This is a genomic window from Nonomuraea terrae (assembly GCF_004348995.1).
GTDB classification, from domain to species: domain Bacteria; phylum Actinomycetota; class Actinomycetes; order Streptosporangiales; family Streptosporangiaceae; genus Nonomuraea; species Nonomuraea terrae.
On record NZ_SMKQ01000052.1, the window covers coordinates 1 to 17017 of the forward strand.

17 protein-coding genes and 1 tRNA gene are annotated in these 17017 nt (G+C 69.3%); 13 read left to right on the top strand and 5 right to left on the bottom strand.

The window, feature by feature from the left end; all coding sequences use genetic code 11:
* From E1286_RS18810 to E1286_RS18820, 3 genes are all read left to right on the top strand, one after another.
* Positions 1-522: LLM class flavin-dependent oxidoreductase (locus tag E1286_RS18810; protein WP_132614253.1), on the top strand; the 522-nt coding region annotated here is incomplete at its 5' end.
* 105 nt (positions 523-627) lie between these two features.
* Positions 628-1092: a YcxB family protein gene (locus tag E1286_RS18815; RefSeq protein ID WP_132614255.1), complete on the top strand. Its 465-nt coding sequence runs from the start codon at positions 628-630 to the stop codon at positions 1090-1092.
* Between the two features lie 29 nt (positions 1093-1121).
* Positions 1122-2237: a DNA glycosylase AlkZ-like family protein gene (locus tag E1286_RS18820; RefSeq protein WP_132614257.1), complete on the top strand. Its 1116-nt coding sequence runs from the start codon at positions 1122-1124 to the stop codon at positions 2235-2237.
* Positions 2238-2312: 75 nt separating this feature from the next.
* Here the strand turns inward: E1286_RS18820 and E1286_RS18825 are convergent, their stop codons facing one another.
* The gene (locus tag E1286_RS18825; protein WP_132614259.1) at positions 2313-2951 is read right to left on the bottom strand and encodes a class I SAM-dependent methyltransferase; all 639 of its coding nucleotides are present in this window, start codon (positions 2949-2951) and stop codon (positions 2313-2315) included.
* Between the two features lie 70 nt (positions 2952-3021).
* On the opposite strand from E1286_RS18825, the gene E1286_RS18830 reads away from it, so the two are divergent.
* The 5 genes from E1286_RS18830 to E1286_RS18855 all read left to right on the top strand — a co-directional run bounded on the left by E1286_RS18830 (position 3022) and on the right by E1286_RS18855 (position 7471).
* Positions 3022-4275: an MATE family efflux transporter gene (locus tag E1286_RS18830; protein WP_132614261.1), complete on the top strand. Its 1254-nt coding sequence runs from the start codon at positions 3022-3024 to the stop codon at positions 4273-4275.
* 1 nt (position 4276) lies between these two features.
* Complete coding sequence (locus tag E1286_RS18835) at positions 4277-4759, top strand: ankyrin repeat domain-containing protein (RefSeq protein WP_246074975.1); 483 nt, start codon at positions 4277-4279, stop codon at positions 4757-4759.
* A 236-nt stretch (positions 4760-4995) separates the two neighbouring features.
* Positions 4996-6303, top strand: a complete 1308-nt coding sequence (locus E1286_RS18840; protein WP_132614263.1) for a family 43 glycosylhydrolase — start codon at positions 4996-4998, stop codon at positions 6301-6303.
* A gap of 337 nt (positions 6304-6640) precedes the next feature.
* Positions 6641-6892: a hypothetical protein gene (locus E1286_RS18850; protein ID WP_132614265.1), complete on the top strand. Its 252-nt coding sequence runs from the start codon at positions 6641-6643 to the stop codon at positions 6890-6892.
* Positions 6893-7201: 309 nt separating this feature from the next.
* A complete protein-coding gene (locus E1286_RS18855; protein WP_246074976.1) occupies positions 7202-7471 on the top strand; it encodes a VOC family protein in 270 nt (89 codons plus the stop codon).
* Positions 7472-7478: 7 nt separating this feature from the next.
* Here the strand turns inward: E1286_RS18855 and E1286_RS18860 are convergent, their stop codons facing one another.
* Positions 7479-8378, bottom strand: coding sequence for a helix-turn-helix domain-containing protein (locus E1286_RS18860; RefSeq protein ID WP_132614269.1), 900 nt, complete (start codon positions 8376-8378; stop codon positions 7479-7481).
* A gap of 186 nt (positions 8379-8564) precedes the next feature.
* Here E1286_RS18860 and E1286_RS18865 point away from each other — a divergent pair, with 186 nt between their 5' ends.
* From E1286_RS18865 to E1286_RS18875, 3 genes are all read left to right on the top strand, one after another.
* Complete coding sequence (locus E1286_RS18865) at positions 8565-9083, top strand: hypothetical protein (RefSeq protein ID WP_132614271.1); 519 nt, start codon at positions 8565-8567, stop codon at positions 9081-9083.
* A gap of 181 nt (positions 9084-9264) precedes the next feature.
* Positions 9265-9927, top strand: a complete 663-nt coding sequence (locus E1286_RS18870) for a class I SAM-dependent methyltransferase (RefSeq protein ID WP_132614273.1) — start codon at positions 9265-9267, stop codon at positions 9925-9927.
* 218 nt (positions 9928-10145) lie between these two features.
* Positions 10146-10832, top strand: a complete 687-nt coding sequence (locus tag E1286_RS18875) for an SMI1/KNR4 family protein (protein ID WP_132614275.1) — start codon at positions 10146-10148, stop codon at positions 10830-10832.
* 298 nt (positions 10833-11130) lie between these two features.
* On the opposite strand, the gene E1286_RS18880 is transcribed toward E1286_RS18875, so the two are convergent.
* Positions 11131-11727, bottom strand: a complete 597-nt coding sequence (locus E1286_RS18880) for a TetR/AcrR family transcriptional regulator (protein ID WP_223190103.1) — start codon at positions 11725-11727, stop codon at positions 11131-11133.
* Positions 11728-11820: 93 nt separating this feature from the next.
* Between E1286_RS18880 and E1286_RS18885 the strand changes: the two genes are divergently transcribed.
* Entirely contained in the window at positions 11821-12222 is a 402-nt protein-coding gene (locus tag E1286_RS18885; RefSeq protein ID WP_132614277.1) for a nuclear transport factor 2 family protein, read from the top strand.
* Between the two features lie 336 nt (positions 12223-12558).
* Here E1286_RS18885 and E1286_RS18895 read toward each other — a convergent pair whose 3' ends face one another.
* Positions 12559-13206 carry a hypothetical protein gene (locus tag E1286_RS18895; RefSeq protein WP_165969796.1) on the bottom strand — a complete coding sequence of 216 codons (648 nt, stop codon included), beginning with the start codon at positions 13204-13206 and terminating at the stop codon, positions 12559-12561.
* Positions 13207-14837: 1631 nt separating this feature from the next.
* Here E1286_RS18895 and gdhA point away from each other — a divergent pair.
* Entirely contained in the window at positions 14838-16181 is a 1344-nt protein-coding gene (gdhA, locus tag E1286_RS18900) for an NADP-specific glutamate dehydrogenase (protein ID WP_132614279.1), read from the top strand.
* A gap of 694 nt (positions 16182-16875) precedes the next feature.
* On the opposite strand, the gene E1286_RS18910 is transcribed toward gdhA, so the two are convergent.
* Positions 16876-16952 (bottom strand) — tRNA-Thr (locus E1286_RS18910).
* Positions 16953-17017 lie beyond the last annotated feature (65 nt).

Below are 17017 nucleotides of genomic sequence, written 5' to 3' on the forward strand. Positions count from 1 at the left end.
CCCGAGCCCGAACCGGCGGCACGCCACACAGCCGAGCCCCGACAAGCGGCGTCGCGTGATGGCGGGCCGGTGGTGCGGTTGGCGCCGGCCGTGGGGATGCCGCCGGTCTGGGTGGGGAACGCCTCAGCGGCGGCGATCCGGCGGGCGGCTCGACTGGGGGACGGCTGGTTCCCGTCGCTGATCTCGCCCGAGGAGGTCGCCGCAGGACGGGAACGGCTCGCGGACCTCGCTACCGCGCACGGCCGCCCGACCCCGTTGGTCGCGATAGGCGGCACGTCGGCGCTCGGAGCCGGCCCCGGCGTGCCGTCCCGTGAGGAGGTCGCTTACGGCATCCGTTCGGCCTACGGCCGCTCACTGGAGGAGGCCCTGGACATCCCGCTGACCGGCAGCCCGGAGCAGGCCGCCGAGCGCCTGGCGGCGTACCGTGAGGCCGGGGCGACGCACGCGATCATCGGCGTCGCCGGCGGCGACTGGCGGACGCAGGTCGACCTCCTCGCCGAAACCGCCCGCCTCCTGCGGTGACAACCGTCGCCGAGCCGTGCGGCGGCAGTCCGTCACCGGTCCGGTTGTGGCGGCGGCACGCGGTCCTGCATGATGGCGCGAGCATGATCGACAGAAGGCGACGCCGTGGACTTCACCGTTGAGTACCAGCCCACACCCGACGAAGTGGTGCGCGCCTTCGAGCAGGGCGCGAAGCACCAGCTGAGGCGGCTGAGCGTCCTGCTGACGTCGCTCATGGTGGTGGCGGGCGTCATGTGCGTGCTGATCGAGGCGCGCAGCGTCGGCATCGCCCTGTTCGTCTCGGCGGTCGCGTGCCCGTTCGTCATGACCTGGTCGCTCCGCCGCACGGCGCGGCGGCAGTTCGCCCACCTGTGCGTCCCCACGACCCTCCACTTCACCGCCGACGGCTACGAGACCCGCACCGACGAGCAGACCATGAGCGTGCGATGGTCCTTCTTCCAGCGGGTCGTCACCGGCGAGGAGTTCTGGCTGCTCTTCAAGGACAACAACCAGTTCACCGGCTTCCTCCCCAAACGCGCCTTCACCACCGAGCAGCAGGCGGAGATCGACGCCGTCCTCGGCAGTCGATGACTGTCGGTGCGACCGCCTAGGGTCGTGCCGTGACCGTCCACCATCTCTCCCTTGCGGACGCGCGCCGCCTCGCCGTGCGCGCGCAGCTCCTCGACGGCACGCGCCCGGCCGAGCTGCTCGACGTGGTGCGCCACCTGACCCTGCTGCAGATCGACCCCACCGCCGCCGTCGCGCCGACCGCCGACCTGGTGGCGTGGAGCCGGCTCGGCTCGTCGTACGCCCCCGCCGACCTGGCCGCCGCCCTGCGTGACAGGTCGCTGCTGGAGCTGCGGGCGATGATCCGGCCCAGCGAAGACGTCACCCTCTACCGCGCCAGGATGGCCGAGTGGCCGGGGCGCGGCGAGCTGGAGCCCTGGCAGGTGCACTATCGCAACTGGGTGCGGGCCAACGACGCCTGCCGCCGCGACATCCTGGCCCGGCTCGACGCGTCGGGGCCGCTGCCGTCCCGCGAGCTTCCCGATACCTGCGCGGTGCCGTGGAAGTCGACCGGCTGGACGGGCGACCGCAACGTGACGCAGATGCTGGAGTTCATGGTGCTGCGGGGAGAGGTCGCCGTGGCCGGCCGCCTCGGCCGCCAGCGGCTGTGGGATCTCGCCTCCCGCGTCTACCCCGACGACCCGGTCGTGCCCGCCGACGAGGCGATCCGCATCCGCGACGAGCGCCGGCTGCGCGCCCTCGGCATCGCCCGTCCGCGTGGCCCGAAATACATGGTGGAGCCGGCCGACGTGGGCCAGGCCGGCGAGCCCGCCGTGGTCGAGGGCGTCAAGGGCTCGTGGCGGATCGACCCGTCGCTGCTGGACCAGCCGTTCACGGGGCGCGCGGCGCTGCTGTCGCCGTTCGACCGGCTGATCCACGACCGCAGGCGCACGACCGAGCTGTTCGGCTTCGACTACCAGCTGGAGATGTACAAACCGGCGGCCAAGCGCCGCTGGGGCTATTTCGCCCTGCCGATCCTGTACGGCGACCGCCTGGTGGGCAAGCTCGACGCCACGGCCGACCGCAAGGCGGGCGTCCTGCGGGTCAACGCCGTCCACGAGGACACCCCGTTCACCACCCCGATGACCGAGGCGATCCACGCCGAGATCGAAGCCCTGTCCCAATGGCTCGGCCTCGACCCGACCCGGGCCTCGGAAGGCCGACCATGACGGAGATCGACACCTCCATCGAGACCCGGTTACCACCCCACCACCGCGAGACCGTCGAGGCCCTGCGCGACGCCATCACCCGGGTCCGCCCCGACCGGTCCTGAGCGTCAGCGACTGGAAGCGGTTGTCGCCGTTCCCGACGACGTGGAAGTCCACGATCTCGAACGACCCGCGCGCGAAGTCCTGGAGCTGCTCGTCACCGCGGAAGGAGAAGAACCGGGGCGGATCGTGCTCGTCGTCTTCGAAGACCCCTTCTTCGGCCAACGTGCCGCCGCCGTACACACCGAGGAAGAACAGCCCGCCGGGCCGCAGCACCGAGGCGATGCGGTCCAAGACCGCGGGCAGGTCGCTGTTGGGCACGTGCAGCAGGCAGTTCAGCGCGTAGACCGCGTCGAACGATCCGGGCGGGAAGTCGAGGCCGAGGAAGTCCATGACGTGCGCCTCGACACCCTTCTCGCGGCAGCGGGCCACCATGGCGGGCGAGAGATCGACGGCGACGACCTCCAGCCCGTGCTCCTGGAAGTACACGCTGTCCTGGCCCGTCCCGGCGCCGACCTCCAGCAGCCGCCGGCAGTCCTCCGCCCGCAGCCGCTCCAGGAACGCCGCCCGTTCGGCCAGCTTCCACGGCGCCTTGCCTCGTGCGTCACGCTGCGCCGCGCGGCCGTCGTAGGAGCTGCGCAGGGAGTCGACGACCTCGTGATAGCGGGCATCCATCGCGCCATGATGCCCCATCCGGTAGAATGATCACGTCCCGAGCGGTTGGCCGCCCGGGATTTCGGCTTTCATGGCCTCTCCCCACCGCATACTGCTGAACGCGGCGCTCCCCCTGCTCCTGACCGCCGGCGCCGGAGCCGTCACCCGGCTCCTCGGCACCGCACTGCTCGGCCACCGGTCGACCGTCCAGCTGGCGGCGTTCGCGCTCGTCAGCGCGGTGCTCGTGCCGGTCGGCGCAGCCGTGTCCGGCGGGTTGCGCGGCATGGTGCCGTTCGCCGCCGCCTGCCGCGGCCGTCCCGCCGAGGCCCTGGCCGTGCTCAACGACGCCCGCTGGCTCTCCCTCGGGCTCGGCACGGCCGGCGCGGGCGTCATGCTCGGCGTCCCCTTGATCGCCCGGATCGGCGGAGCACCCGCCGACGTGAGCGCGGAGTTCGGCGCGCTGCCCGCGCTCTTCGCCGTGCACGTGCTGCTGTCCGCGGCGGGCGGCGGCGCCAACGGCATGCTCGTCGCCCTGGGACGCAGCCGCCTCGTGCTCCGGTCGAGCCTGCCGAGCGCGGCCGTGGAGGCGGTGGCGCTCCTGCTGCTCGTGCCGGCGATGGGCGTCCAGGGCGCCGGTGTCGCGCTCCTGCTCTCCACCGCTCTCTCGCTCACCGTGTCGAACACGCTCCTGCTGCGCCTGCTCGGAGGGAGCTTTCTGCGGCGTCCGCGGCCTCGCGAGATCGTGCGCATGGCGCGGGTGGGCGTTCCGATGTCCGCCACGCTGGTCGTCAAGTTCACGGTCATGGGCGGCATCACCTACGCCGCCGCCCGGACGGGCGCCCAGGGTGCCGCCGCCCACGCGATCCTCATCTCGCTGAACGGGCTCCTCGGCCTGGCGTCCGTCGCCGTCGGACAGGCCCTGACACCGGAGATCGCCCGTGTGTCCTGCGCCCGCGAGGCCCGCCGGCTTCGCCGCGCGGCCTTGACGATCGTGTCCGCCGCGGTCCTCACCGCACTGCTGTTCGTCGGTGAGAACGCGGCCCGGCTGCTCACCTCCGACCCCGGCGTGCTCGCGTTGACCGTCGCGCTGCTCCCGTTGTTCGCCGTGTACGCCCTCGCCGACACCTGCGCGATCGTGACGGCCGCGGCCTTGGTCGGGCTCAGGAGCTCGTCGTGGCACATGCTCGCCTCCGTCACCGGCTACGGCCTGCTGGCCGCGGTCATGACGCCGGTGGCGGCGACCTGGGGGATGACCGGCCTGTGGACCGCGTTGCCCGCCACGTGCGCGCTCATCCTCACCCTTCAGACTGTGATCTTCGCTCGCCGCGTACGGCATGATCATTGACGTGACCGCAACCGGATGGCTCCGTACGGGCTGGGATTCCTGGACGGATTTCGAGCGGATCCGCGCCCTGCGGGACGCGGGCGCCGACCCGAACTCCGGCGTGTCGCACTTCGGGACGCCGCTGCACGCCGCCGCCAAGCACGGCTCGCCCGAGGTGATCGCCGAGCTGGCCGGTCGCGTCGACGACATCGACGCCCTGTACAGGGGCCGCACCGCGCTGTGGGCCGCCGTCTTCGCCGACCGGCCCGGCAACGCGCGGGCCCTCGTCTCCGCCGGCGCCGACCCGTGGCGTCCCATGATGAACGGCTGGTCGCCCGGCCGCCTCGCCCTGGCCGGCCCCACGCCGGATCTCTTCGCCGTCCCCTCGGCGGAGGGCGGCCTGTCGGCAGCCGCGGCGGAGGCCGGACTCGGCCTGTCGGAGGCCGAGCGGACAGCCGCGGCGGAGGCCGGACGCCTCAAGGCGGCCATCGGCACCTTCTTCTAGATCGGCCGGCGTGCCGATCGGGTGGCGGCAGAAGTCAACCGGCAATTGGCGAACTGACAAATCACGTGCGCGTGACGAGCCGCGCTTCGCGGCTGACCTGCTATTTCGTGTGCTTTCATGGCCTATCGGAGGCGACCGGGTATTTTTTCCGGGTTATTGACGGAATATCGGCGACTTAGGCAGACTCTCCCCACCGCACCCGGGCGAGCCGCTCGGAACGTAGGAGGACGTGACTGATGACCGATTCCGACAACGGGTCGAACCTCGGCCGACTGGCATTGCTGGCCGGCGTCTTAGGGGCGGTGGCACTGCCCCCGACCGCCGCCCAGGCCGCATCGGCGCAGACGCGGCGGTACCCGTCGAACTGGCCCGACCCCGAGCCCTACGGCCTCGCCGACACCCGATTGGACCTGTGGCCGCGCGACGACAACTCCTTCATCCTGCCGCTGGAGATGCGCCCCCGCGACGAGGAGCTCGGCCGGGTCTGGATGCGGGACACCTACGTCAACTGCTTCGTCGTCGGCGGTCGCCCGGTCTACGTCGCCACGGGCACCACCCGCGTGCCGGGGCTCGAAGCGGCCGGCCCGTGGAACGACGGCATCTTCGTGTGGGTGTCGCCGTCCCTGCGCGGGCCGTGGCGGCTGGTCGACACCACCGGCATCCGGCCCGGCGCCGAGAAGGGCAAGGTGTGGTCGCCGGAGTTCGCCGGCGAGAACCGTCCCGGCCGCACGGTCGTCGCCCCGTGGCAGGAGTACTGGTACGACGACCGGTTCGGCAAGCGCGGCCAGGCGTGGGCCCCGGAGGTGCATTACTTCCGCGGCCGGTGGTACATCGTCGCCTGCATGGGCGACCACTCCCGGAAGGTCGGCTCCTTCATGCTGGTGAGCGAGGGCGGGATCGAGGGCCCGTACCGGCTCGTCGAGGGCAACCTGGACAAACCGTTCGGCGACTCGTTCGTCGGCGGGCCGAATTTCATCGAGCCCGGCGCCTACCACCACATCGACGGCAGCCTCTACGCCGAGGGCGACGACGCGTGGCTGGTGCTGCACAACCACGTGTACGCGAAGTTCCGGGACGACATGGAGGACACCGTCCCGGCGACCGGCCTGCCGGCGTTCCAGCAGCGGCCCTACTCCCCCGAGCCGTACCTCGAAGGCGCGTACGTGTTCAAGCACGGAGGCAAGTACTTCCTGCTCCACGCCGCCTGGAACCGTACGTCGGCCGAGCCTGACGGCGGCACGCGCCACGCCTACGACCCGCCCGGCCCCGGCCGCGTGCAGTACCAGTACGACGCGGTCGTCGCCGTCTCGGACACCTTCGAGGGGCCGTACTCGGAGCGGTGGACCATGGGGGTCGGCGCCGGCCACAACAACATCTTCAGGGACCGCAGCGGCCACCTGTGGGCGACGTTCTTCCGCAACCCCAACTTCGGCCACTGGTCCGACCCTTCCCGCATCGCCGACGCCGCGGTGCCCGGCGTCGTACGCCTGGAATGGACCGGCCCGCAAGGCAACCGCCTGTACGTCCAGCGCCGCCGCGGCTGATGCCCTTCGGACCCCTTCGGACCCCTTCCGGATCTCGGGAGGTCCTGGAGGGGCCCACGTTCCACATCGCGGGCAGCTCGTCACCGCAGAAGACGCGGACGAAGGCGCCCTGCCGCGTTCCCGACAGTGAGGCAGCGCCGGTACACCACCTCGTGCGTGAAGCCGGCGGGATGTCCCAGGCCGATCCGGTCCAGTGCACGGGCGACCGCCGGCAAGGTGAACTCCGCCGGCTCTGCCGTCGACCGCTCTCGGACCCAGTCCTCGAAGACGGTCCTCGTACGGATCGGCCGGCCGCCGGGCCGGATCGCCGTCTTCACCTCGGCCGGCCCACGTAGCGATGGCTCACGTCGTCGACGTAGGGCTGACGAAGGAGCGCAGCAGGGAGAAGAACGCCGTCATCGTCGGGCAGCAACGCTGGATGCTCACCCTGTTCGCCGACCTGGCCGAGGCGGCCGGAGTCGCGGAACCACGCCTCGTCGCCGACCGCATCATGCTGCTCCACGAGGGCGCCCTCGTCACCGCCGGCATGGGCATCGTCGACGACGCCTTCACCCACGCGGCCGCCAGCGCCGCGGCCCTGCTCGCGTGAAGCGCGCAGTCTCCCAGAACTGACGCGGCGCGTACCCGCTTCGCCGTGCGGACGATCCGCTCGGCGGATCCGCGGCCATGTTCCGCATCCCGGGAGATCTGGGCGCCGCCGGGAACACGATCACTAAGCCCAGATGGATCAGGAATCGAGAAGCGCCCATGACCGGCCCGAAACTAGCGTGACCACCATGAACACCAAGCTCCAGGTGACCACCATCATGCTCGGCGTCAAGGACGTCGCTCGCGCCAAGAAGTTCTATGCCGAAGGCCTGGGATGCGAGATCGACCAGGACTACCCCGGTTTCGTCAAATGCGACCTGGGCGAGGGCTCCTCGTCGCTGGCGCTCTACGCGTGGGAGGCGGCGGCGCAGGACGCCGGCGTCCCCGCGGGTCCGGGTTCCGCGGCTCGTCGTTCCATTGCGTCACCGACTCCAGGGACGCGGTGGACGAGGTCATGCGCGCCGCGGCGGCTGCCGGCGGGACTGTGGTCAAGGAGGCGGCCGCCGCCGGGTGGGGCGGCTACTTCGGTTACTTCAGCGATCCTGACGGCTACCTGTGGAAGGTCACCACCGCCGCCTGACGCCCGTTCACCAGCGCACGCCCGCGCTCTCCACGAACCCGCCGAAAACACCTTCACCGGCGGGCCGCCACCCGGCGCGGGCGCTGTACTCGGACCCGTACGGCGGCCTGATCTCGTGCCAGCCACAGGTGTGGACCTGGCCCGCCACCATGACGCTCATCTGGTGGCACTTCAGCTCCTTGGTCACCGGTTTCTCCAGGAACGTGTCATAAGCCTGGACCATCATGTCGGCCCGCATGCCGATCGGGCCGCGTAACCGGGTCCTGATGAGCATGCGGCTGTCGCGGATCCGTACGCACGCCTCCACCTGGACGCCTTGCCCGGCATCCGTCCATGGGCTGCACCGCTCGGTGGCCACCGGAGTGCTCGTCGTCGTGTTCACCGGTTCCGCCTCGGGGGCCCAGCCGCGTCCCGCCAGCACCCCGCCCAGGAAGGTGATCACTCCCACCGCCGCGGCTGCCACCGTCGCGGTGATGAGCGACACCGTCCTGCGGACGACCGACGGCTCGCCCGCTGACGGCGGCTCGTACGAAGGGCTCGCCGGGCCGTCCGGGCGGCTCAGGCGCTCGGCGGCCCGGGCCCGCCAGCCGCGTTCGTCCGCCTCCAGCCGCTTGCGCAGGCCGTCGATCGTGTCGCCGAGCGCCACCAGCGCCTGTGCCCTCTCGACGGGCAGGTCCAGCACCTTGGCGATCTCCCGCATCACCTCCGCGCCGGGCAGCCGGTTGCGTTCGGCCAGCTGCCGCGATCCGGACAACCACCGCGAGATCAACGAAGGGCTGGCGTCGCGAACCCGGTTGGCGAGGTGCTTCTGCGGACGTCCCTGCGACCGCAACGCCTCCCGGATGCCCTCCGCGGCCTCGTCCAGCGCCTCCGCGAGCCGATCGGCGAGCTCCTCGAACGTCTCCATCCGGTGCAGCCCCTTTCGCGCAATTGTCCGCACGACTGTGAAACCGCAGGTGCAGGCCCGTTCAACGAGCGGTGCAACATTCCACCGATTGCACCGTCTGGCCCCGCCGGCGGCGTCTGGCCAACCTGACAACGAACCGAACGATCAATGCTCGCACAACACCGTGCGAGACGGACAGGAGACGTCATGCGATCACTCATGATCGGCCTCGCCACCGCCGCCACGCTGGCCGGTTCGCCGACCGCCGCCACCGCGCAGTCGTCGGCCCCGCCGCAGGTCACCGCCGCTTCGGCCCAGTCGGCCGGCCAACTGCCGACCTGCTCGGGCAGGCGGGTGATGCACCAGCCTCTCTACACCCGGGAGATGCTGAAGGCCGCGTACATCCATGTCTTCTACGACTCCGGCACGGGCATCGCCTGCGCGTATCTCAACTCCACGGACGCCACCTGGGGCACCAGGAAGCACATGACGATCATGTTGAAGCACTGCGCGCGCCCCAGTGACAACTACGGGGCCTGCCACGGCCAGCTCCAGTCGACGGCTACCCGCGGCTGGTACACCGGCCGCACCCACACCGCCCGCCTCAACATCTCCCGCGGCTGCATCATGGCGACGGGCCGCATCTACTGGGGCCCCAAGTACGGCCTCACCTCGACCCCGTCGAACGTATGCGTGACCGGCGCGGCAAGCGCCGGCCGCGGCTGACGACGACAGGCCCTCTCACCCTCACTGAGAGGGCCTCCGGCCTGTCACAGGTGGGCCGGGGTGGACGATCGGGCGATGAGCCGGGTCGCAGTACGCACCCGTCCGGCCGACGAAGATGGCCCGGGCTTCTGTCGATGATCGGCGTCCCGGTTTTGTCGGTGGGACCTGCGAGAGTCGCGTCATGCCCGCATCAGAGCTCGCGTCCATCGCCGCCTACTGGAACGAGTCCGCCGACGCCTTCGACGATGAGGCCGACCACGGGCTTCGCGATCCACGCGTCAACGCCGCCTGGGCGCAACGGCTGACCGATTGGCTCCCTGACTCGCCCGCCGACGTTCTCGATCTCGGCTGCGGGACGGGCTCGTTGACTCTGCTCATGGCTCAGCAGGGGCACCGGCCGGCCGGAGTCGACCTGTCCCCTCGCATGATCGAGCTCGCCACCAGGAAGCTGTCCTCAGCGGGCTTCGCGGTGCCGTTCATGGTGGGCGACGCAGGAGACCCACCCGCCGCCGTGGGCGGGCCGTTCGACGCGATCGTCGTACGCCACCTCGTATGGACGCTCCCTGCCCCGGCAGAAGCGCTCGCCCGCTGGCTGAGCCTGCTACGCCCGGGCGGACGGCTCGTGCTCGTGGAAGGGCGCTGGCAGACCTCGGCGGAAGCCGGCACGTACACGCCGGGCTCTCCGAAGCTGCCCTGGTTCGGCGGCGTCACCGCCGCACGACTGATCGAGACGCTTGAGCGCCTGGCCGACGTGGTCGACACCGAGTACCTCACCGACCCGACGCTGTGGGGCCGCACGATCCAGGACGAGAGGTACGTCGTCATCGCTCGCCCCAAGCGCTGAGACCGATCAGGCGCCGGTCACATCGCTCGGCCAGCCGTCGAGCTGCTCAACCCGACGCATGCAGCGCTCACAACAATGTTCGAAGCAGGCGCCGCCTGACCGGCTCCACCGGCGCGGCCAGAATCGGCCGGCGCGGGTCGCCACCGAATCGACGGACACGCTACCGATCAAGCCTCCGACGCGGCGCAAATCACCAGGAGCGGACCACTCGTTCTTATATGGTGCCGGACGTCACGCATTCCGACTGGGCAGATGTGCCCGAACGGCTGTCGCGGCTGGCCGCCGTACCCGGTGCCCGTGCGGTGTTCGGCTCTGCGGACCACGGCTGGCAGCTTGGGCCGCCGCTGGGAGCCGACGACCTCGCCGATCTGGAAGCCCAGCTCGGGATAGAGCTACCCGACGAATATCGGTCCTTCCTGCTGCGGGCAGGGTGCGGCGGAGCGGGCCCGGCCTACGGACTCTTTCCTGTGCTACGCAGGAATGGACGATGGAAATGGGAGGGCGACGGCGCCGACCTCACCGACCTGGGCACCCTGAATCAGCCGTTTCCTCATGTCGAGGCGTTCAATCCGGCCGACGCGCTGCCCGCGCCGCCAGAGGCGGAGGATTTCGACTCCACCGAGGAGTTCAACGCGGCTGAGGACGCGTACTGGGAGCGGCACGACACGATCGTCTGCCACCCCCGGCATTCGATCGGACTGCTGTACCTCTGCCACCTCGGCTGCGCGTATCGCGAGGCTCTGGTGATCACTGGCCCGGCGCGGGGCCAGATGTGGGCTGACGGCACCGCCGACGGCGCCGGCTTCGAGCCGCTGTACGACGACGGAAAGCCGCTCGGCTTCGCCCGTTGGTATCGGCGCTGGCTGGACGCGGCAGAAGACCAGGTGTCACACGGCGTCCACTGAGCGGCCGACCCCCATCAGCCTTCCCGGACCCGCACCCGCCTCGGCGTAGTTCCCCTTCGTCTTCCCGTTCTTGATCAGTGCGGCCAGGGTCTTGGGCTCGGCCGGGTTGAAGAACTGGGCTCAGGAGTCGGGCATGGCGCCACCGATGGTCTTGAACCAGGTCTTGCCCTCGGGCATCCATGTCCGGACGATGCGGATGTTCGCTCAGGTTTGGCTCACCATGCCCTGTGGGCCTGACGCGGCGACCGGGTGCGTACCATCGGAAAGCGCACCCCCCCAATTGCGCCGAGGAGCTTCATCAGCTGGTGAGCCGGCTGCCTGAAGAACAGGTCGCGCCACCGCTTCGGCTTGTCTCGGCGCCGTGGCGGAGGAGTGCGAGCAGGCGCCGGGCGTGGGCCGTGTCGGTCGCCGTGAGGGCCACACCGCCGGCGAGGGCCAGGAGATCGGTCCCGGTGAGTTCCGGGTGTACGGCGCCGGCCTCCTGTGCCCGTGTGAGCAGGGTTGTCGCGGCGGAGTGGATCGATTTGTGCCACTGGTCGAACAACTCCGTACGGCGGCCGGTGGGGCCCTCCGTGGCCGTGAGAGCGAGCGGCCGTTTCGTCGAAACGTGGGCGACGAAAGACTCCAGCCAGGAGAAGAGCGCCTCCGCCGGGTCTGCGGGCAGGTCTGCGACTTGCCGGCACAGAGCCGCCACCTCGTCGGCGTACACGGCGACGAGTAGGTCGGCCCGGGTCGGGAAGTGCCGATAGAGGGTGGCGTTGCCGACTCCTGCGCGTCGGGCCACCTCGTCCAGCGCCACCTCGGAACCTGACTCGGCGATGAGGTCGCGTGCGGCGGTGAGCAGCAGGGTCGCGTTGCGCGAGGCGTCCGCTCTGCGTGCACGACCGGCGGTCACACCATCCGCCTTTCGTTCGGTTGATATCCGGGGAGCTCCCCGTTTACGGTAACAGCCTGAAGGGGGAAGCCCCACGGGGAAGTGGAGGATGCCATGGCCCTGACCGTGGAGGACCGGCTGGCCATCACCGATCTGATCAATCGCCACGGACACCTGACGGACAGCGGGGATCTCGGCGCCTTGGACGAGCTGTTCGTCCCCGATGTGATCTATGACGTCACCGATCTCGGCGGCCAGGTGCTGGCCGGGCTGACGGCGGTGCGGGAGGCCGCGCTCGCCCTGGGTGAGGCGAACCCGGTCGCTCATCACGTCACCAACATCGTGATCATCGAGATGGCCGACGGCCGGGTGCATGCGCAATCCAAGGGCCTCGGCGTCAAGAGTGACGGCACCACGGGCAGTGTGACGTACCAGGACACGGTGGTGCGTAGCGACGACGGCTGGAGAATCAGCCATCGCACTGTCCGCGCCCGGCGAGTGCCCTTGACGCCCTGACGCGGCGTTCATGTCCGGCCGCCGGTTGGCTTCGTAGATCATGACGTGCCAGAACGAGACGTCCGCGCTAGCGGCGGGTGCTGGTGAGGCGGCGGTCCCCGATCCACGCGCCGGATGGGCACCGCGAGGATGAGATCTGAGGCCCATGATCCGGCGCTCTGACCGAATCCGCGCGGCTTCGTCATGTGATCGACCCGCAAGGCCGGGACACCCCGCCGTACCGGCGTGACGCGCTGGGACGCCGGCTTGGCTGCGCGGTGAGCATCAAGCCGGAAACGGCGAACCCGGTCCACAGCTTCAGCACCGAACTCGACGGTCCAGCGAAGAGTCGCGGAGTCATTCGTCGTCCGGATCTGCCGGCTCCACGGTCGGTGTGATCTGCAGTGGTGTCGCCGCCCCGCCGGCGAGCTCGCGCCCTTGGTGCAGTGTGTAGTCCAGCTGCCTGGCCAGGAGTGGGAGGGTCGCCGGAGGTAGATACGCGTCAGCGCCGGCGTCGAGCAGCCGCCGGACCGGGCCGTGGTACTGGACTCCGAGTTCGTGGTCCTCGATCTCGGTGACGATGACGCGAGCTTTCGGGAACATCGATCGGAGCGCTGTGATCAGCTGCGGGCTGCCCGGAGGCACCAGCAGCACATCGGTCGTTGCTGGAGCCGCATGCATATCGAGCACCACGTAGTCCGCCCCGAGCTGGGTGGACAGCGCAACCCGAGCCGCGGTCGACAGCTCCATCGCGGTGGCCACGACTGTCACGCTCTCGTAGTCGATCGGCGCTTGATCGCCGGCCTCATCCGGCGCATCGCGATCGACGATGGCGCCTTGGACCACGTCAACGGTGCTGGAGATCGTCGCGATCGACGCGCCGTCACGCGTGAGGACCAAGTTCTCACCAGGCTGGAGGGCGTCGATGAGCGCCACGACGTCGTCGGGAAGGCGGGTCACGTCGATTCGCCGCGTGGAGCGTGGGGCGCGTTTGCGGATCACCATGCCTGGAACACGCTCACGGCTGCGAGGGCCCCCTGCGTCCTGCGCAGCCTCGGTCGCCCAGCGAAGGGCCCATCCACGGTGACATGGTTGCCTGCCCCGAAGGTGCCGTTCGACCAGATGATCACATGAGTCCCTTCTGGCGCTGTGATCTTATTGGATGCCCCCAGACGACCATTGGTTCGACGCCGCCCCGGGTTTCCCTCGTCGTCCGTGTCCAAGGTCGGACGTATTCGGACATATATCGCTGCTACATGAATAGATGCGTACTGCCGTCCCCGTTTCCAGTCGCGACGTGATGGGTCGCGTCGGGATGAAACCGGATCAAGCGCGAAACCTGGCAGCCGCTGCCGAGGTTACGGGCGGATCGCTCGCGGTCCAGGGTGCGGTGATCCGGAGACTTCTGGAGCGCTGGAACGGTGACGTCAGCCGGACGGCCTCGTTCCAGGTGCCTGCCTCGTGGGCGCAAGGTCGAACCAAGGACATCGGCGTCGCGCGGGCCTCCTGGAGCAGGGCCCGGAAGGCTTACTGATGTTCGCGGGCATGACCGGTGCATCCGGTGATCCCTCTGCGAGAGAACGGGTCGACGACGGAGGTGGCAGGCGTTCGAGTCGGCCGATCAGGCGTTGACGGTGACCCGTCTGAACCTGCAAAAGTGATCAGTTGCGCCGACGAACGCAATCGCCTGACCGAACCACCGGCTCCCAAGGAGTCGATACGAGACGGGCGGGGACCGCCCACAAGTCTTGTCACGCCGTCCGTAACATCGCCCACTACTGCATGCCGTTGCTCCGTATGATTCACGATCATGATTCTCATCGGGCTGATTCTTGGCATGCCCACAGCATTCGCCAGTGGCGCAATAGTCCTCGCGGCGAGATCAGCCCCTCGCGGCCGACAGAATCAGATGAGTGCGCTTCCCTTGATCCGGGAGCGGTCGCGGTAGGTGTCGGCATGGCGGTGCTGGCACTCATCGCGTGGTCCACGCGCGAAGACACCCACTTATGACGACTTCGGGCTGGCGTTGAGCGTCCTGGCAGGCATCTACAGCGGATCGCTGCTGATTTTCGGGCTGGGCCCCTTCGTCCCATGGCTGCTGGGAATGCTCGGGCGCAACGCCGTACGTCAGCCGCGAGTGTTTCGGCCGGCCGCTCGCCATGTAGGTGGTACACCCGACAGGACTGCCACGGGAGTGGCGACGACGATGGCCGCGATCTCCGTCGCGACAGCACTGATGATCATCATCCCGGCCGTGACGTCGCATGGGAGAGCGACCTACTACCCGGATGCCACAACCAGGCGCACTCGTCGTGGCGGGCTTCTCCACGGAACAGGAGGCGGCCACTGCCTCGCGGGGAATGAGGAGCCTTCCGAAATGGGGGTCACGGGCTTTGACGGTGATCGCCGGAATGGATTTGACGGTGGGTGAGTCGTCAGCCGCGGATGAGGAGCGCTCGAGCTCCACTGAGGTGATTTCTTCCCCGTCTGGCGAGACCAGCACGGCTGTGCCACACCGAGGCGATCCTGGCCCTGGCCGGCACGGGGCCGCCATGGCGAAACGGGAGGTCACATCCAGTTCACAATGCTCCGCCGCATAAAGTGAGAAGGCCTACGTCGGTGAATTTGGAGCGCACGTGTTGCACGAGAAACTGTCGTTGATCTACGACAACGTCCTGAGCCGCAACCCAGGGGAGATCGAGTTCCATCAGGCCGTGCGCGAGGTGCTCGAGAGCATCGGCCCGGTTCTCGGCAAGCACCCTGAGTACGCCGATTCCAAGATCATAGAACGCATCTGCGAACCAGAGCGGCAGATCATCTTCCGGGTGCCGTGGATCGACGACCGGGGCGAGGTGCAGATCAACCGCGGGTTCCGGGTGGAGTTCAACAGCGCGCTGGGGCCGTACAAGGGCGGGTTGCGCTTCCACCCGTCGGTCTACCTGGGCATCGTGAAGTTCCTGGGCTTCGAGCAGATCTTCAAGAACGGTCTGACGGGCCTGCCCATCGGCGGCGGCAAGGGCGGATCGGACTTCGACCCGAAGGGCCGCTCCGACCGTGAGGTGATGAGCTTCTGCCAGAGCTTCATGACCGAGCTCTATCGGCACATCGGCGAGTACACCGACGTGCCGGCCGGCGACATCGGCGTCGGCGGGCGGGAGATCGGCTACCTGTTCGGCCAGTACAAGCGCATTACGAACCGCTACGAGTCCGGCGTGATCACCGGCAAGGGGCTGGTGTACGGCGGCGCCCAGGTCCGCACGGAAGCCACCGGGTACGGGTGCGCGTTCTTCGTCGAGGAGATGCTGAAGGCGCGGGGCACGTCGTTCGACGGCAAGCGGGTCGTGGTGTCCGGCTCCGGCAACGTGGCCATCTACGCCATCGAGAAGGTCGAGCAGCTCGGCGGCGTGGTTGTGGCCTGCTCCGACTCCTCCGGCCACGTGGTCGACGAGAAGGGCATCGACCTGGACCTGCTCAAGCAGGTCAAGCAGATCGAGCGGGGCCGGCTGGACGTGTACGCGGCACGTCGCGGCGAGCACGCCATTTTCGTGCCGGGCCGTAGCGTATGGGAGGTGCCCTGCGAGGTGGCGATGCCGTCCGCCACCCAGAACGAGATCACCGGCCGCGACGCCGCCTTCCTAGTCGACAACGGTTGTATCGCGGTGGGCGAGGGGGCCAACATGCCGACCACGCCTGAAGGCATCAAGGCGTTCCTGGAGGCGGACGTCGCGTTCGGGCCGGGCAAGGCGGCCAACGCGGGCGGTGTGGCGACCAGCGCGCTGGAGATGCAGCAGAACGCCAGCCGTGATTCGTGGACGTTCGAGTTCTCCGAACGCCGGCTCCAAGAGATCATGCAGGACATCCACGCTCGTTGCCTGCAGACAGCTGAGGAGTACGGCATGCCGGGCAACTACGTGGCCGGCGCCAACATCGACGGTTTCCGCCGGGTGGCCGATGCGATGCTGGCCCTGGGCCTGATCTGAGCCAGGCGTCCTGCGACCCGGCACCCGCAGCGCAGTCCGTGCCTTGCCCTCTCGGCATCCGGCGCTGAGTCCGCGTCAACGCCCGGACGGGCGCCCGCGTCGCCGGCGCGGAAGGTCACCGCCTCCTACGCGTGGAGCGGCGTGTCGTGGACGCAGCCAACTGCTCTTCGACCTTGGCCGGCCGCGCCGACAGGTGCTGTACGACGGAACGCGACCCGGCCACCTCACCCGCCAGGCACGCCGGCAACCGGAGCCTCCTTGAGATCCCGGACGAAGACGCCCTTGCCCTGTTTGCTTGGCGGGCGGACCTCAGCTTTTGACGGCCTCTGCGATCTGCAGGGCGGCCTGGGCGGGCGTGAGGTGCGTGGTGTCGACCACCTCGGCCTCGTAGCCACGTGCGGGCCGCCTCGGCGTACGGCTCAAGGTATTTGAGACGGAAGGGGGAGGGGAGGGGGCCGAGAAGAGTGTCCCCCTCGATGCGCCCGCGAAGGGTGTCCTGGTCAGCGTGGAGGACGAAGTGCCGTACCGGAATGTCATGTTGGGCGAGGCCCGTGCTGATCTCGTGCCAGTACTGCTCAACCAGGACAGTCATGGGCATCACCAGAGTGCCGCCGGTGTAGTCGAGTACACGGCAGGCGGTTGCTGTACGGCCACGCACAAGGCCCCTCGCGATCATCGCGAAGGGCCTTTGACCTGGAGCCGCCTTGGGGATTCGAACCCCAGACCCCTTCATTACGAGTGAAGTGCTCTGGCCGACTGAGCTAAGGCGGCGTGCATGTGCAGCGGGAAAGAGTCTACAGGAGCCAGAGGGGTTCTCGCTCCCATCGATCCACCGA

Bases quoted from the DNA above. Each gene is read 5' to 3' on its own strand.
- E1286_RS18830 (WP_132614261.1), top strand. From the start codon at position 3,022: ATGGCCTCTCCCCACCGCATACTGCTGAACGCGGCGCTCCCCCTGCTC.
- E1286_RS18865 (WP_132614271.1), top strand. From the start codon at position 8,565: ATGCGATCACTCATGATCGGCCTCGCCACCGCCGCCACGCTGGCCGGT.
- E1286_RS18855 (WP_246074976.1), top strand. From the start codon at position 7,202: ATGCGACCTGGGCGAGGGCTCCTCGTCGCTGGCGCTCTACGCGTGGGA.
- E1286_RS18875 (WP_132614275.1), top strand. From the start codon at position 10,146: ATGGTGCCGGACGTCACGCATTCCGACTGGGCAGATGTGCCCGAACGG.
- E1286_RS18850 (WP_132614265.1), top strand. From the start codon at position 6,641: ATGGCTCACGTCGTCGACGTAGGGCTGACGAAGGAGCGCAGCAGGGAG.
- E1286_RS18885 (WP_132614277.1), top strand. From the start codon at position 11,821: ATGGCCCTGACCGTGGAGGACCGGCTGGCCATCACCGATCTGATCAAT.
- E1286_RS18825 (WP_132614259.1), bottom strand. From the start codon at position 2,951: ATGGATGCCCGCTATCACGAGGTCGTCGACTCCCTGCGCAGCTCCTAC.
- E1286_RS18860 (WP_132614269.1), bottom strand. From the start codon at position 8,378: ATGGAGACGTTCGAGGAGCTCGCCGATCGGCTCGCGGAGGCGCTGGAC.
- E1286_RS18840 (WP_132614263.1), top strand. From the start codon at position 4,996: ATGACCGATTCCGACAACGGGTCGAACCTCGGCCGACTGGCATTGCTG.
- E1286_RS18895 (WP_165969796.1), bottom strand. From the start codon at position 13,206: ATGGTGATCCGCAAACGCGCCCCACGCTCCACGCGGCGAATCGACGTG.
- E1286_RS18870 (WP_132614273.1), top strand. From the start codon at position 9,265: ATGCCCGCATCAGAGCTCGCGTCCATCGCCGCCTACTGGAACGAGTCC.